15 protein-coding genes and 1 pseudogene (1 of these 16 cut by a window edge) are annotated in these 16080 nt (G+C 70.0%); 10 read left to right on the top strand and 6 right to left on the bottom strand.

All coding sequences use genetic code 11. From position 1 onward, the window contains the following. Window positions 1-12 precede the first annotated feature (12 nt). The 6 genes from INQ48_33320 to INQ48_33295 form a co-directional block, all read right to left on the bottom strand. Window positions 13-1368 (bottom strand): amidase, encoded by a 1356-nt coding sequence (locus tag INQ48_33320; GenBank protein QRF62419.1) that lies wholly within the window; start codon window positions 1366-1368, stop codon window positions 13-15. Window positions 1369-1469: 101 nt separating this feature from the next. Next, window positions 1470-2408: a nitrilase family protein gene (locus INQ48_33315; GenBank protein ID QRF62418.1), complete on the bottom strand. Its 939-nt coding sequence runs from the start codon at window positions 2406-2408 to the stop codon at window positions 1470-1472. 94 nt (window positions 2409-2502) lie between these two features. Then, window positions 2503-3198 (bottom strand): ABC transporter ATP-binding protein, encoded by a 696-nt coding sequence (locus tag INQ48_33310; GenBank protein ID QRF62417.1) that lies wholly within the window; start codon window positions 3196-3198, stop codon window positions 2503-2505. Continuing rightward, window positions 3182-5053, bottom strand: coding sequence for an ATP-binding cassette domain-containing protein (locus tag INQ48_33305; GenBank protein ID QRF62416.1), 1872 nt, complete (start codon window positions 5051-5053; stop codon window positions 3182-3184). The genes INQ48_33310 and INQ48_33305 overlap by 17 nt, the downstream gene beginning before the upstream one ends. 13 nt (window positions 5054-5066) lie before the next feature. Next, entirely contained in the window at window positions 5067-5933 is an 867-nt protein-coding gene (locus tag INQ48_33300) for a branched-chain amino acid ABC transporter permease (protein QRF62415.1), read from the bottom strand. 5 nt (window positions 5934-5938) lie between these two features. Then, window positions 5939-7105, bottom strand: a complete 1167-nt coding sequence (locus INQ48_33295; protein ID QRF62414.1) for an ABC transporter substrate-binding protein — start codon at window positions 7103-7105, stop codon at window positions 5939-5941. Window positions 7106-7338: 233 nt separating this feature from the next. Here INQ48_33295 and INQ48_33290 point away from each other — a divergent pair, with 233 nt between their 5' ends. The 10 genes and pseudogenes from INQ48_33290 to INQ48_33245 form a co-directional block, all read left to right on the top strand. Further along, window positions 7339-7818, top strand: a complete 480-nt coding sequence (locus INQ48_33290) for a helix-turn-helix transcriptional regulator (GenBank protein QRF62413.1) — start codon at window positions 7339-7341, stop codon at window positions 7816-7818. 20 nt (window positions 7819-7838) lie between these two features. Further along, on the top strand, window positions 7839-8579 hold the full coding sequence (locus tag INQ48_33285; GenBank protein QRF62412.1) for a TetR family transcriptional regulator: 741 nt from the start codon (window positions 7839-7841) through the stop codon (window positions 8577-8579). 115 nt (window positions 8580-8694) lie between these two features. Next, entirely contained in the window at window positions 8695-9978 is a 1284-nt protein-coding gene (locus tag INQ48_33280) for an alpha/beta hydrolase (protein QRF62411.1), read from the top strand. 71 nt (window positions 9979-10049) lie between these two features. Continuing rightward, on the top strand, window positions 10050-10931 hold the full coding sequence (locus INQ48_33275; GenBank protein ID QRF62410.1) for a VOC family protein: 882 nt from the start codon (window positions 10050-10052) through the stop codon (window positions 10929-10931). Between the two features lie 22 nt (window positions 10932-10953). Next, window positions 10954-12621, top strand: a complete 1668-nt coding sequence (locus INQ48_33270; GenBank protein QRF62409.1) for an AMP-binding protein — start codon at window positions 10954-10956, stop codon at window positions 12619-12621. Further along, window positions 12618-13115, top strand: a complete 498-nt coding sequence (locus tag INQ48_33265; protein QRF62408.1) for a thioesterase family protein — start codon at window positions 12618-12620, stop codon at window positions 13113-13115. The genes INQ48_33270 and INQ48_33265 overlap by 4 nt, the downstream gene beginning before the upstream one ends. Then, a complete protein-coding gene (locus INQ48_33260) occupies window positions 13112-14248 on the top strand; it encodes an FAD-dependent monooxygenase (GenBank protein QRF62407.1) in 1137 nt (378 codons plus the stop codon). The genes INQ48_33265 and INQ48_33260 overlap by 4 nt, the downstream gene beginning before the upstream one ends. 61 nt (window positions 14249-14309) lie before the next feature. Beyond that, window positions 14310-15266: a tripartite tricarboxylate transporter substrate binding protein gene (locus tag INQ48_33255; protein ID QRF63055.1), complete on the top strand. Its 957-nt coding sequence runs from the start codon at window positions 14310-14312 to the stop codon at window positions 15264-15266. A gap of 19 nt (window positions 15267-15285) precedes the next feature. Further along, window positions 15286-16035 (top strand): aspartate/glutamate racemase family protein, encoded by a 750-nt coding sequence (locus INQ48_33250; GenBank protein ID QRF62406.1) that lies wholly within the window; start codon window positions 15286-15288, stop codon window positions 16033-16035. 43 nt (window positions 16036-16078) lie between these two features. Further along, window positions 16079-16080, top strand: a pseudogene (locus INQ48_33245) (porin) (it continues 1284 nt past the right edge of the window).

Below are 16080 nucleotides of genomic sequence, written 5' to 3'. Positions count from 1 at the left end.
AGATCTCCGGGATCAGGGTAGGGAAACGAGGGCCTCGATGGCATGCGCGATGGACAGCAGCCGCCAGTCCTGCCCGCGGCGCCCCACGAGCTGCAAGCCGACGGGCGCGTGGCCCGGGCGATGGATGGGGATGCTGATCGCGCACAGGTCGAGGTAGTTGAAGGGCGCGGTGCTGCGCAGCAACTGCGTGCGCACCGTGTCTTCGTTGTCTTCGCAGTCGCACAGCAACGGCGCGACGACGGGCACGGTCGGCAGCAGCAGGATGTCGAGCTCGGCGGACTCGGCGTCGAACTGCCGCTGCAGGCGCGGGCGCAGCGCCGTCGCCGCCAGGTAATCGGCCGCGGAGATGTCGCGGCCCATCAGGATCCGCGCACGGATGCGCGGGTCGTAGTCGGCGCCGCGCCGCTCAACCAGCTCCCGGTGCCAGGCGAAGGCCTCGGCGAACTGGATCAGCGAATGCCCGCGCTGCGCGAGCACGCGCTCCAGCGCGGGCGGGTCGTGGGCCTCGACGTGCAGGCCGGCCTCCTTCAGGCGCGAGGTGGCCCGTTCGAAGGCCGGGGCCACCTGCGCGTCGAGCCCGGCCGCGAACAGGCTGGCGGGTACGCCGGCCCGCAGTCCGGCCAGCCGCACCGGCGTCAATGCGCGATCGCCTTCGCCGCTGAGGATGCCCAAGACGCGCGCGCAGTCCTGCACCGAACGCGCGAGCGGACCAATGGTGTCGAAGGAGGGGGCGAGCGGAATGCTGCCCGCGAGCGGCACCCGGTCCTGCGTCGGCTTGAAGCCGACGACGCCGCACAGCGCGGCGGGCACGCGGATCGATCCCGCGGTATCGGAGCCGATCGACGCCATGGCCATGCCGTCGGCGACGCTGACGGCCGCCCCCGACGACGAGCCGCCGGGAATGCGCCGGCGGTCCCAGGGGTTGCCGGGCGTTCCATGGTGCGCGTTCAGGCCGACGAGCGAATAGGCGAACTGCGGCATGTTGGTGCGGCCGACCAGCACGGCGCCCGCGCGCTTCAGGCGCTCGACCACCGGCGCATCGCGCGATGCCGGCGGCCGATCGTCGAGGGCCGGCGATCCGGCCCGGGTGACTTCGCCTTCGACGTCGAACAGGTCCTTGATCGAGATCGGGACACCGGCGAGCGCCGAGGGCACATGGCCATGCGCTCGCAGCACGTCCATGGCGCCGGCGACCGCGCGGGCCGACGCGGGCCAGACGCGGGTGTGGACGCGACTTCCCTCGCCGACGGGATCGGCGATGTTCGCGAGGCAGCGTTCGACAGCGTCGATGCTGCGCGCTTCGCCGCGACGGAATGCGTCGGAGAACGCGGTGAGGGTGGGAGGGGGCGGGACTTCGGGGGGACTCATGGTGGCTTCCGTTGGAGCAGTGCGGCAGGGCCGACGGCCATGGCGTGGAGCACGCGGCCGTCGGTCGTAGGAATGCGCGCCTTGCCAGGCGCGCAACGAAGCTATCGCGGCAGCGCGCGGCCGCCTTCGTAGCCGAGCAGCTGGTCGTACAGGTCGGTGCGCCGATCGCGGTGCAGGTCGTTGTTCTGGTTCCAGATCGGCGCGAGGCGCGCGGCGCCGAGGTCGATGTCCGCATAGAGGATGGTCTCCTCCTCGGGGCCGGCGATCTTGCCGACCGGCCAGCCGTTGGTGCTGGTGATCAGCGAGTTGCCCATGAAGCCGGCACCGCGCTCCTGGCCCACGCGGTCCGCCGCCGCGATGAACACGTTGTTCGCATGGGCGGCGGTGATGGTCAGGTAGGCGGCCATGCAGACTCCGCTGGCGTCGTACAGCGGCGGCGGCGTCCACACCCAGTTGGTCGGCAGGCAGATGATGTCCGCGCCCTGTTGCGCGACGATGCGGGTGGTCTCGGGAAACCAGATGTCCCAGCACACCAGCAGGCCGATGCGGCCGATGGGCGTGTCGAACACGGGGAAGCCCTCGTCGCCGGGCGTGAACCAGAGCTTCTCGTTGTTCCACAGATGGGTCTTGCGGTAGCGGCCGATGTAGCCCTTCGGGCCGATCAGCACGGCGGTGTCGTAGATGCGGTCTTCGTCGCGCTCCACGATGCAGCCGACGATGTAGATGTCGTGCTTGGCCGCGATGGCGACCCAGCTGCTCACGGCGCGGCCATCGGGAATGGTCTCCGAGTGCGCGAAAGCCTCGTCGCGACCGGTGAAGCAATAGCCGGTGGTCACCAGCTCCGGCAGGACCACGAGCTTTGCGCCCTGCCTGGCCGCGGCCTCGAGGTGGGACTGCGCGGCATGCAGGTTGCGTTCCAGGTTCTCCACGCCGACCTTGGGGTCGCACTGGACCACCGCGACGCGCACGGGGCTTGCCACCAGCCCGTCCTTCGACACCGCGCTGAAGGTATCGCGGACCGCTTCGTTCGAATGAATCATGTTCTGTTTCCTTTGGATGTTGGTTGCAAATTACAACCACGCTGAGCATAGCAAATTCAGGTTGTGTTTTGCAACCAGAAGCGAAATCGAAGACTCAGACGCCCAGCAGTTCCTGCAAGGCGGAGGTGTCGGCGCGCAGCTGCTGCGCGGTGGTGCTGCGTTCGATGGCGCCGCGATGCAGCACATAGGCGCTGTCGGCGAGTCCCAGCGCGAAGTCGAGGTCTTGCTCGGCGATCAGGATCGACAGGCCCTGGGCAGGCAGGCGCCGCAGGCTGTCGGCGAGCTCGCCGACGATCGAGGGCTGCACGCCCTCCGTGGGCTCGTCGAGCAGCAACAGGCGCGGCCGGATCGCCAGTGCACGCGCGATCGCCAGCATCTGCTGCTGGCCGCCGCTGAGCTGACCCGCGAGGGCACGCACGCGCGGCACCAGCGCCGGAAACAGCGCCAGCCCGGCGTCGATCGCGTGGCGCGGATCGTGGCCGTGCGCGATGGCCGCGGCCGCGATGTTCTCGGCGACCGAGAGCCGCGCGAACACGTGGCGTCCCTGCGGGACGTAGCCGATACCGGCTCGTGCGCGTGCCTCGGGCGCATGCGCGATCGCCTGGCCGTCGACGCGCACCTCGCCGCCGTAGCGGGTCAGCAGGCCCATGATGTATTTGAAGGTCGTGGTCTTGCCCGAGCCGTTGCGGCCCAGCAGCGCGACGATCTCGCCGCGCCCGACCCGCAGCGAGACGCCGTCGAGCGCAGGCAGGGCGCCGTAGCCACCCGAAGCCTCAGTGAGCTTGAACATGGGCATTCCTTCCGAGGTAGATGTCCAGCACCCGCTCGTCGGCACGCAGTGCGTCGATGCTGCCTTCGGCGAACAGCTGCCCCTGGTGCAGCACCGACACGTGGCCACCGAGCTGTTTCACGAACTCCATGTCGTGCTCGACGACGACGACGGCCAGCGTGCTGCCCAGCGTGGCCAGCAACCGCGCCAGCGCGCGGCGCTCCTCGCCCGACATGCCGGCGGCGGGTTCGTCGAGGAACACGATCCGCGGTCGCTGGATCAGCACCATCGCGATGTCCAGCCATTGGCGCCCGCCATGCGGCAGCGACCCGGCGGGCAGCCGGGCCACCGCCTGCAGGCCCATGGCCGCCAGCGCCTCGTCGGCGGCGACGGCGGCCTGGCGCGCATCCCGTGCCACGCGATGGGCGGCGATCCAGAGGTTCTCGTGCACGCTGAGTTCGGCATAGACCAGCGGCGCCTGGGTCTTGATGCCGGCGCCGGCCTGCACGCGCCGGAACAGGGGCCAGCGCGTGACATCGCGCCCGTCGATCGTGACCGTGCCCCCGTCGAGCCGGTACTGTCCGCTGCAGCAGCGCAGGAAGGAACTCTTGCCAGCCCCGTTGGGGCCGATCAGCGCCGCGGCACGGCCCTCGGCGAAGCTGCGTGACACGGTGTTCACCGGCACGATGCCGCCGAAGCGCTTGATCAGCGCGGTGGCATCGAAGGCCACGCGTCCACGCGGCGGTCCCGCGCTGGCGATGCGCGCCAGGCCCTCGGCATTCACGCTCGCATGCTGCAGCGCCGAAGCATTGGTGGCGGACGGCATGCGTTGCCGGGCCAGGCCGCGCGCGATCGCGCCGGCCATGCCGGCCAGCCCGCGCGGTGCGAACAGCACCAGCGCGATCAGGCACAGGCCCAGGATCAGCGTGGCCTGTCCACCGGCCGCGCCGCCGCCGAGCCAGAACGACAGCGCGCCCACCAGCACCGCGCCGAGGAAGGCACCCGCGAGGCTGCCGATGCCGCCGGCAAGAACGTAGATGGGGACCAGCAGCGCTTCCTGCGCGCTGAAGATCGAGGGGCTGATGTAGGCGCCCCAGGCGGCGTACAGCGTGCCCGCCAGTCCCGCGATCGCACCCGACACCGCGAACAGCACCAGCTGGAAACGCCGGGTGTCGTAGCCGAGCAGTTCGGTCTTCTCGGCGCTGTGGCGAATGCCTTGCACCACGCGGCCGAAGGACGATGCCATCAGCCAGCGGCAGCCGAGGTACACGAGCGCGCACACGACCAGCACGCAGGCCAGGGTCTGGTTCGGTGTCATCGGCGGTGCGTCCAGGCCCAGGCCGGCGACGAAGCCGGGGATGTCGGACATGCCGTTGTCGCCGCCCACTCTCGCCCGCCCGATGCCGGCGTTCAGCGACACCGAGGCGGTCCAGAGGATCAGCGTGCAGGTGTAGGTGAGGATCGTGCCCTGCAGTTGCCCGAGGCGGCCGTAGAACACGACCCAGCCGATGCCGGCCGCCGCGAGCGCGCCGACCAGCGCGCCGAAGGGCGCGGCCAGCAGCAGCGGGTTGCCCAGGCCCGGCGCCAGGTTGATGGCGAGGACGCTGCCGGCATAGCCGCCGAGGCCGTAGAGCGCGGTCTGGCCCAGGCTGAGGAAGCCCATCTGGCCCCACACGAGGGCCAGGCTCAGGCCGAGCAGGCCGGCGATGAGCCAGGAGGCGATGGTGTTCGCGAGGTAGGGCTCGATCCACGGCACCGCGAGCAGCAGCGCGCAAGTGGCGGCCGGCGCCGGCAGCCAGCGGGGCAGGCGAAGGATCGCCGCGGGCGCGCGGCCGGGTGCCGATGCCACGGGCGTGCTGGAAGGGGAAGACGACATACGCGATCGATCCTTAGAGTTTGAGGCGCCAGCCCTGGGTGACGCCGAGCGGGAACCGGCACAGCAACAGCAGGGTGGCACCGAAGAACAGCAGGTCGCCCAGCACGCGCGAGCCATAGCTCGCGACCATGGCGGAGCCCGAGCCCAGCGACAGCACCGACAGCACGGTGCCCGAGACGATGGCCGGCCCCGCCGCGACGACGGCGAGAAAGCCCTTGATGGCGAGCGCGAAGCCCATGTTGGGCGCGGCCGGAATCACGGGCAGCAGCACGGCACCGGCCAGGCCGGCGGAGGCGCTTCCGATGGCGAAGGTGATGCAGCTCAGCCGGCGCGCGTCGATGCCCAATGCCGCGGCCGTGGTCCGGTCCTGCACCACGGCGCGTGCGAGCACGCCATAGCCGGTGCGTGTGAGCAGCAGGTAGAGCGCAACGGACAGGCCGGCCGCGATGGCGACCAGCACCAGCAGGTAGGTCGAGACCACGCCGCCGCCGATGCGCACCGAGCCCAGCGGCATGCCGATGCCCGGCGTGACCGTGCCGAAGAGCAGCACCGCGCATTGGTACATCACCAGGCCGATGCCCCAGGTCACGAGCATGGTGTCGAGCAGCCGGCCGTAAAGCCGGGCGATCAGCAGGCGCTCCACGACCGCGCCGAAGACGCCGGTGAACGCCGCGGCGAGAACGCAGGCGAGCCAGAACGGCACGCCGTGCTGCGTCGCCGTCAATGCGGTGTAGGCGCCGAACATGATGAACTCGCCATGCGCGAGGTTCACCACGCCCATCAGGCCGAAGACCACGCCGAGGCCCAGGGTGGCGATCAGCAGGATGGCCGCGCTGGTGAGGGCCAGCACGACCGCCTGCAGCAGATAGTTCCAGTCCATGGCGATCAGGTGCCGGCGGGCGTGAACTGGGTCGCTTGCGCGGGCTGCTTCAGTATGTCGCAGCGCTCGTTCTCGTACACGGGTTCCACGTCGGGGATGTGCGTCACGAGGTCGAACCCGCGCTGCGCATTGCCCTGCGCGATGTACATGCTCTGGCGCAGGTGGTGCGACCTGGGCACGAGCGCCACCGGGCCGTTCGGTGCCTTCAGTTCCAGTCCGCTCTCCAGCGCCGCGCGCACCTTCGCGGTGTCGAAGGCGCCGGCCTTGCGCACGGCGGCGGCCCACAGCTGCGCGGCATTCCAGACGTCGACCGCGGCCTCGACGATCGGCTCCTTCTCGCCGTAGGCCTGGCGCCACGCGGAGCGGAAGGCCTTGTTCTGCGGGTTGTCGATCCACTCGAAGTAGGGCAGCGACACCACGACGCCCGCGGTGGCCTGGGGCGAGACCACGATCTGCTGGTTGCCCGAGCCGAAGTTGGTCGACACGATGCCCATGCGTTGGCCCAGGCCCGCCGCGGCGAACTGCTCCATGAAGCCGGTCTGGTTGGCGCCGACGGGCAGTGCGAACACGAAGCTCGGCCTGGCCGCCTCGATCTTCTGGATCGTCGAGGAGTAATCGGTCACCGTGAGCGGCAGGAACTCGACACCGACGACTTCGGCGCCGGCCTGGCGCGCGTACTCCCGCACCCAGGCGGCGGAGATGGTGCCGAAGTTGTAGTCGGCGGCCATCACGTAGATGCGCTTGCCATAACGCTGCACCGCCCAGCGGATGAGCACGCTCAGCTGCTGCGAGGCCGACGGACCCGTGAGGAAGGTGTGCGAATCGCACACGCCGCCTTCGTACAGCGACGAATAGAAGTACAGCGTGTTGCTGCGCCGCGCGACGGGGCGCACCGCCTCGCGCGCGGAGCTGGTGAGACCGCCGAACAGCGCGGCCACGCGGTCGCGCATGACCATCGTGTTGGCGTACTGCGGGTACTTGTTGAGTTCCGACTGCGCATCGGCCTGCACCACCTCCACCGTCCGGCCCAGGAGTCCGCCCTGGGCATTGATGTCGTCGACCGCCAGGCGCAGCGCCCGGCTTTGCTGCAGGCCGTAGATGTTGAGCCCGCCCGTCAGGTCGAAGATCGATCCGACCTTGACCGGGTCCGCCGCATTCGCGGCGGCGGGCATCAACGCGCAGCACGCCGCGAGAAGGAGGCCGTGCAGCAGGGAGGTCCGGCGTGTGCGTCGTGCGTCGCGGACGGAAGGCGCATGAGAGAAATCAATGAGGGTCATCGTTGGCCTCGTGGAGGTGAGGAGCGTCTCGGGTTGTGAGGTGGGCCTATGTGGTTTCATAACAAAACCAGAACGAGCATATGCCAAGTGGTTTAGAATTACAACCACTAACGAAGGAGGTCCAGGCCATGGCCAAGTCAGAAGCGATGCGGGTCGACCCGTGCCCGATGGCGCGCGCGCTGTCGATCGTCGGGGACCGCTGGTCCCTGCTCATCGTTCGGGATGCCTTCGACGGCACGCGCCGCTTCTCCGATTTCCAGCGCGACCTGGGCGTGGCCAAGAACATCCTGGCCGACCGGCTCAAGACATTGGTGGACGAGGAGGTGCTCGAGCTGGCGCCGGCGTCGGATGGCTCGGCCTACCAGGAATACATGCTGACGAAGAAGGGCGAGGAACTGTTCCCGCTCGTGGTCGCCTTCCGCCAGTGGGGCGAACGCTTCATGTACCGCAAGGGCGAGAAGCATTCCGAGATGCTGGATCGCTCCGGGGGGCGCCCGTTGCGCCGCATCGAGATTCACGCGCAGGATGGCACGCTGGTCACCGGGCGCGACGTGCAGGTGCGCAAGCTGCAGGAAGCGGGCGCGGGCCGACGACGGGCCGCGGCCTGAGCGAGCCGGCGCGAAAGCCCATGAGCAAAGCACCGGCACCGGCGAAGAAAAGCCGCCCCACGCGCGGCGATGCGCAGCGCCAGACGATCCTCGACGCGGCCTCGCTGCTGTTCATCGAGAAGGGGTTCGGCGGCACCAACATCAATGACATCGCCGATGCCGTCGGCATGACGCGCACGGCGCTCTACTACTACTTCCCGAGCAAGGAATCGATGCTCGAGGCGCTGACCCGCGACGTGACCGAGCGCGCCAGCGACCTCACGAAGGAAGTGGCGCGGCGCGCGGAAATCTCTCCCGACGAAGGCCTGCGCCAACTGATCCTGCACCACGCCGGCCTGATCCTCGCGCACCCGCTGCAGTTTCGCGTGGTCGAGCGCAGCGAGAGCAGCCTGCCCGAAGCGCAGCGCCTGGCCGCGCAGGCGGCGCGCCGCGCCGTGCGGGACGACTTCGTGAACGTGATCCGGCGCGGCATCGCGCAGGGCGTGTTCGTGCCGGTCGATGCCGACGTCGCGGCCTTCTCGATCATCGGCATGTGCAACTGGTCGGCGTGGTGGTTCGACAGCCGCCGCAACGAGCCGGTCGAGCCCGTGGCCGAACTGATCGCCGAGCTGGGGCTGCGGATGCTGCGTGTCGACAGTTCCGTCAAAAAAGCGCGCGCGTCGACACGCGGCGCGGCCGGGCAGGCGGAGGTCGGCCAGGCCTTGTCGCGCATGCGCGATGCGCTGGAACAGCTCGAGAGCACGCTCGGCACCAAGGGCTGATCGCACGGCCCGCGAATCGGTATTAACACCAACGTCAAATATTTGACGTTAGTGTCAAAGAGGCCTAGCATTGGCGCACGTCAATGCCAGGAGCGCCTGCGCGCGATTCGCCCCAATGAGCCGTCCAAGCCCGTCTTCCCCACCAGCCGCCCAGGCCACCGCCGGCTTTCTCAACACCGACTGGAATCCGCGCGATGTGCCGCCTGGCACCGTCACCACCAACGTGGTGCTGCGCACCGCCGACCAGGCCGCCACCGGCGGTTCGCTGTACCGCCCGGCCACGCCCACCGATACGGTGGTGTGCGTGATGCATCCGCGCGAGTTCATGGCCTGCCATTACCTGATCCCTGACATCGTGGGCGCGGGCCATGCGGCCTGGTCGCAGTCGCCGCGCTCCGTGGGCAACGACCTGCGGCTGGAGCACGAGTTGGCGCTGCACGACGTGGCCGCCGGCCTGCAGTACCTGCGCGCCGCGGGCTTCCGCCGCATCGTGCTGCTGGGCAATTCCGGCGGGGCCGGGCTCTATGCGCTGTATGCGCAGCAGTCGGCGCTGCCGGGCGCGCAGCGCATCGCGCGCACGCCCGGTGGCCGGCCCACGCAGCTGGCCGACCTCGAGATGCCGCTGGCCGACGGCTTCGTGCTGGTCGGCCCGCATCCGGGCCAGGGCGCGCTGCTGCTGAACTGCATCGATCCCAGCGTGGTCGACGAGAACGATCCGCTGTCGGTCGATCCCGCGCTCGATCCGCTGTCGCCCGCCAACGGCTATGCCGGCAAGGGCAAGACCCGCTACGGCGCCGAGTTCGTGGCGCGCTACCGCCAGGCGCAGCGGGCCCGCGTGGCCCGCATCGACGAGCGCGCGCGAACGCTCGTCGCGCGTCGGCAGGCCGCGCGACAGCGCGTGAAGGAGGCGCTGGCCGCCGATGGAACGCCCGACGCGGAAGACCAGCGGCTCGCCGGCCACACGCCGATCTTCAACGTCTGGCGCACCGACGCCGACCTGCGCTGCTTCGACCTGTCGCTCGATGCCTCGGAGCGCCGGTTCGGTTCGCTGTGGGGCGCCGATCCCTATGCCTCCAACTACGGCGCCGTCGGCTTCGCGCGCCAGTGCACGCCCGAGAGCTGGCTGTCGACCTGGTCGGCGCTGTCGTCCAACGCCTCGCTGGCGAAGACCGCGCCCGCCATCACCCAGCCCGTGCTGGTGATCGAGTACACGGGCGACCAGGCCTGCTTCCCGAGCGATGTGCAGCGCATCGTCGAGGCCATCGGTTCGCCGGACAAGCGCCACCTGAGCGTGCGCGGCGACCACCACGGCCGTGCACTGGCGAGCGGCGAGCCGCCAGGCCGGCTCGAGGCTGGCCGGCTGCTGGCCGAGTGGCTGCAGGCGCGGTTTCCGCACTGAGCTGATTTCCTTTATCCGGGCGCCGCGGCGCCCGCCCATCGACATCCTGTTTTCTTCGAGGAGGCCCCGCCATGCCCGTTCCAGACCTTTCACCGCCGCCCCTGCGCGGCGTCGACCACACGGCGCGCCCGACTTGGCGGCTGCGCGAGACCGTCGAGTTCTACCGCGACAAGCTCGGCCTGCCGCTGGTGCACGTGATCTCCGCGCGCGGCTGGGGGCCGGCCACGCATCCGGACTTCCTGCACTTCTTCTTCGACAGCGGCAACGGCAGCACCATCGCCTTCTTCTATTACCTGGGCAGCGAGGAACCGGCGGGGTTGCGCGAGCGTGCCGCCGCCCGGCCGCTGCCCGACGACCATGTCGCCGATGCCACGCACACGGCCTGGCTCGTCGAGGGGCCCGAGGCGCTGCGCGCCTGGAAGCAGCGCCTGGAGTCGCAGGGCCTCGAGGTCTCGGTGGAGACGCGGCACGAGGTGATCGAGTCGATCTACGTGCGCGATCCGAACGGCTACTTCGTCGAGTTCACGCACAAGCTGCGCCCGCTGACGGCCCTCGACGCCACCGATGCGCGACTCACGCTCGAGGCCGCGATGGCGGCGGAGGACGCGGTGCGCGAAACCGGCCATGCACTGGGCCCGGTCGACGCGATCTGGCAGCGCAAGGCCGTGCTGGTGGCCGCGCATGGCGTGGCGTCCGAGGCGCCGATCCGCCTGCCGGTGCCGCGCGTGGAGGAGTTCGCGCCGCTGGTGAGTGCCGCACGGCGGCACCCCGATTGCCGGGTGCGCGAAGGCGCGGAGTACGACCTGATCGAGGCCGACGCCGCCATCGAGTTCGAGCGCAAGGCGCTGGGCTTCAAACCGGCGCTGTGGTACGGCATGCTGACCGGCGGCGTGCACGGGCGCATCGAGCGCTTCGACCGCGACGTGCTGCGCATCGCGCCGGCGCGGGCCTGAGCCGGGCACGCAGGAGACACACATGCCGACCCTTGTCGAACACCCCATCGCCGGCGTGATCTACCCGGCGGCGGCGCGGGCCGAAGCCGCGCTGGCCAGCGGCGCCTGGATTTCGAGCACCGTGGGCGATGCGCTGCGCGCGACCGCGCGGCGCCATCCGCAGCGCTTGGCCTTCATCGGCGACGACCGCTCCATCGACTTCGCGCAGCTGGACGATGCCACCGAGCGGCTCGGCGCCGCGCTGCTGAGCCTGGGCCTCGCGCCGGGCGACCGCGCGATCTTCCAGCTCGGCACCACGGTGGAGACCGCCATCGCGCTGCTGGCCTGCTTCAAGGCCGGCATCGTGCCGGTGTGCTCGCTGCCGCAGCATCGCGAGATCGAGATCGGCCAGCTCGCAACGCAATCGGGCGCGCGCGGCTACTTCGTGCAGGCGGACTTCGGCACCAGCTTCGACCTGCCGGCCTTTGCCGAAACCATGATGGCGCGCCATGCGTCCCTGCGGCACCTTGTCGTGGTGCGCGGCGAACGGCCGGGTGCGGCCAGCCTGCAGGGGCTGATCGACGACATGCCGCTCGCGCGGGCACGAGAGGTGCTCGCGCGCGTGCGGCTCGGGCTGGCGGACGTGCTGAGCTTCCAGCTGTCGGGCGGCACCACCGGCGTGCCCAAGATCATTCCGCGCTTTCATGCCGAGTACCTGGGGCATTCGGCGGGCTGGATGCGGCGCTACCGCATCGATGCCGACAGCCGGCTGATCTGGTCGCTGCCGCTGATGCACAACGCCGGCCAGCTCTATGCGCTGATTCCGCCCGTGCTGATGGGCGTGCCGGTGGTGCTGATGTCGAAGGTGGACATCCCGCGCATGCTCGACCTGATCGGCAAGCACCGCGTGACGCATGCGCTGTCGATCGGTCCCATCGCGCCGCAGTTGCTGGCCTACCGCGACATCGCGCGCCACGACCTGTCGTCGCTGCGGCTGTTCTCCACCATGAGCCGCGCCGACACCTTGGAGGCGCACCTCGGCGTGCCGTGCTCCAACCTCTACGGCATCACCGAGGGCCTGCTGCTGGGATCGCCCGCCGATGCATCGGTGGAGGCGCGCCATCGGACGCAGGGCTGCTCGGGCTGCGACGACGACGAGATCCGCCTGCTCGAGCCGGCGTCCGAAGAGCCGGTGCCGCAGGGGCTGGCGGGCGAGCTGTGCTTTCGCGGTCCGTCGAGCCTGACCGGCTATTTCGCCAACGCGCAAGCCAATGCCGAGTCGTTCACCGCCGACGGTTTCTACCGCACCGGCGACATGGTGACGGCGCACCGCGTGGATGGCGTGCTGCACTACGCATTCGAGGGCCGCCTGCGCGACAACATCAACCGCGGCGGCGAGAAGATCGGCTGCGAGGAGGTCGAGGGCCATGCGAGCCAGCATCCGGCCGTGGCCGATGCCAAGCTGGTCGCGATGCCCGATCCCTTCTATGGCGAGAAGGGCTGCATCTTCATCATCCCGCGCCCCGGCATGGCGGCACCGGACGTGCAGGCGCTCGGGCGCTTCCTGGTCGAGCGCGGGCTGGCGAAATACAAATGCCCCGAGCGCGTGGAGGTGGTGGCCGAGTTCCCGCTCACGCGCGTGGGCAAGGTCGACAAGCCCGCCATGAAGCAACGCATCGCGGCCTTGCTGCAGCAGGAGCAGCAGCCATGAGCGCGCCCGTGCCCATCGAGTACCTGCGCAGCGAACGCCCGCTGGTCGTGCGTCGCCGCGTGCGCTGGGGCGAGTGCGACCCGGCCGGCGTGGTCTACACCGCGACCTTCGCCGACTACGTGATCTCGGCCGCCGAGCTGTTCTACGGCGTGTTGTTCGGCACCACGCCGCAGCAGGCGAAGAACGCGCAGGGCTTCGGCACGCCGAGCCGGGCGCTGTCCTTCGACTTCGTGCGCTCGCTGCGGCCCGACGACGAATTCGACATGACGGTGCGCGTGGCCGAGGTGAGAAGCCGCACCTACGTGCTGGCGATCGCCGCGACCACGCCGCAGGGCGAGCCGGTGTTCGACGCGCTGCTCACGCCGGTGTGCGTGGCGCGGCCCGAGCGCACTTCCATCGAGATACCGCCCGCGTTCCGCCAGGCGCTGCTGGACTACCAGCGCGATTGCTCCGCGGCGGGCGTTCCATCGACACCCGAGGAGTCCACCCCATGAAGATCGAGATCATCGGTGCCGGCCCGGCCGGCCTGTACTTCGCGCTGCTGGCGAAGAAGCACGATCGCTCGCACCGGATCACGGTGCACGAGCAGAACCCCGAGGGCGCCACCTACGGCTGGGGCGTCGTCTTCTCCGACATCGGGCTGTCGTTCCTGAAGGAGGCCGATCCGGATTTCTTCCAGGCCTTCATCGCGCACCACGAGCGCTGCGACTACATGGAGATCGTCCATCGCGGCACCCATGTGCAGGTGCATGGCAACCATTTCTCGCGCACCTCGCGCATCGACATGCTGCGCGTGCTGCAGCAGGCCTGCGAGCGCGAGGGCGTGCGCATCGAGTATGGCCGGCGCGTCGAGGACGCTCGGGCGCTGGCGGCCGATTGCGACCTGCTGGTCGCGGCCGATGGCGGCAACAGCGCGGTGCGCACCCAGATGGCCGAGCAGTTCCGCCCGCGGTTCGTGCGCCGGCGCAACAAGTTCGCCTGGTACGGCACGCACCAGCGCTTCCATCCGGTCTCGCTGATCTTTCGTGAAACCGCGCATGGCGTGTTCATCGCGCACAGCTACCAGTACGGGCCGGAGCTGTCGACCTTCCTGGTCGAAGTGGATCCCGACACCTGGCGGCGCGCGGGGCTCGACAGCGCGAGCGAAGAGGAGAGCCGGCGCTTCTGCGCCGAGGTGTTCCGTCCCGAGCTCGGCGGCAACGAGCTGCTGACCAACCGCTCGCTCTGGTTCGAGGCCAACATCGTCAGCAACGAGCGCTGGAGCCACGGCAACATCGTGCTGCTCGGCGATGCGCTGCGCACGGTGCATTTCTCGCTGGGATCGGGCACCCGCATGGCGATGCAGGACGCGATCGCGCTGCATCGCGGCGTGGCCGCCCATCCGCAGGACCTGCCGGCCGCGCTGCAGGCCTTCGAGTCCGCGCGGCGCGATGCCTCGAGCAGCTTCCAGCAGTCGGCCAGCCGCAGCCTCGACTGGTACGAGAACGTGGGCGAGCGCATGCACCTGGACCCACTGCCCTTTGCCTACGACTACATGCGCCGCACCGGCAAGGTCAGCCACGAGGACCTGCGCCAGCGCGACCCGCACTTCACCCGCGCCTGCGAGGCGCTGCAGCCTGCCGCCTGACGCGGCCTTTCCACAGGAGACGACCATGTTCCCGATTTTTCGCGCGACGACGCGTCGCGCGATGGCGTTCTGCGCCCTCGCGCTGGCCACCACCCCGCTGTTGGCGCAGGGCAGCTACCCGACGCAGACGGTGCGCAGCGTGCTGCCGTACTCCGCGGGCAGCGGGCCCGATGCCGTGATGCGCCATGTCGGCGAGCTGCTGGCGCGCGACTGGAGCCAGTCGGTGGTGGTGGACAACAAGCCCGGCGCCAACGGCTGGCTGGCCATCGGCGAGGTGAACCGTGCCCGTCCCGACGGCCACACGCTGCTGACGCTGGACAGCACCTACATGGCGCTGCAGCCGCACCTGTACCGCAAGCTGCCTTTCGATCCGGTGCGCGACTTCGAGCCGGTGGCGGGGCTCTACACCACCGGCTTCTTCGTCGTGGTGGGGGCCAACTCGCCGTGGAAATCGGTGGCCGACCTGGTGAATGCGGCCCGGGCCAAACCCGAGGGCGTGAGCTATGGCAGCTGGGGGCAGGGCAGCGTGGCCCATGTGGGCACCGCGCAGTTCGAGGCCGCCGCGGGCATCCGCATGATGCACGTGCCCTTCAAGGAGCTGCCGCAGCTCTACACGGCCGTGGCCACCGGCGAGGTCGACTGGGCTTTCGGTTCGGCCGCCACCGTGGGGCCGCTGTACCGCGCGGGCAAGGTCAAGCTGCTGGCCTATGCCGGCGGTGCGAAGCGCCTGGCCGGCTACGAGAACGTGCCCACGCTGGCCGAGGCCGGCGGGCCCGCGGGCATGGAGGTCGGCACCTGGGTGGCCATCTATGCGCCGAAGAACACGCCGGCGCCGGCGGTGGAGCGCATCCAGGCCGGCGTCGCCAAGGCGCTGATGCAGCCCGCGGTGCGCGAGCGCATGGCCGGCTTCGGCTTCGAACCCTGGCGCGCCGGGCCCGCCGAGCTGGCGCGGGCGCAGGCCGCCGACACCCAGCGCTACGCCCAGGTGGTGCAGCGCGCCCGCATCGCACTCGATTGAGCCCATCGAAGGAGAACCCATGAACCGCAACTTCCGCATCGGCCAGATCGTGCCGAGCTCCAACATCACCATGGAGACCGAGATCCCGGCCATGCTGCGCGCGCGCGAGGCGCAGCGACCCGGCGAACGCTTCACTTTCCATTCGAGCCGCATGCGAATGCACAAGGTGACGAAGGAGGAGCTGGCGGCGATGAACAAGGAGAGCCTGCGCTGCGCCGCCGAACTGGCCGACGCGCAGGTGGACGTGATGAGCACGGCCTGCCTCGTGGCCATCATGGCCATGGGCCTGGGCTACCACCGCCAGACCGAGCGCGAACTGACCGAGGTGGCGCGGGCCAACCGATGCCTGGCGCCGGTGATGACCTCGGCCGGCGCGCTGGTCGAGGGCCTCAAGACCCTGGGGGCGCGGCGCATCGCGCTGATGGCGCCTTATATGAAGCCATTGACCGACCTGGTCGTGCAGTACATCGAGCACGAGGGCATCGAGGTGGTCGATGCCATCTGCTTCGAGATCCCCGACAACCTCGAGGTGGGACGGCGCGACCCGCTGCAGCTGCTCGACGACGTGAAGCGGCTGGACACCCGCCGTGCCGACGTCATCGTCGCCTCGGCCTGCGTGCAGATGCCGTCGCTGCCGGCGGTGCAGCGCATCCAGGACGCGACCGGCATTCCCACCGTCTCCACGGCGGTGTGCACCGTGCGCCGGATGCTGGAGCACCTGGACCTGGCGCCGGTGGTGCCTGGTGCCGGCGCGCTGCTGGCCGGCTGAAGCCCTGCTTTTCCTTCCTACAACGAGACGAGAGACAAGACCCAT

Source organism: Variovorax paradoxus (genome assembly GCA_016806145.1).
Classification (GTDB): domain Bacteria; phylum Pseudomonadota; class Gammaproteobacteria; order Burkholderiales; family Burkholderiaceae_C; genus Variovorax.
Note: the sequence above shows the minus strand (reverse complement) of the source record. Positions and strands in the feature narration are given on the sequence as shown.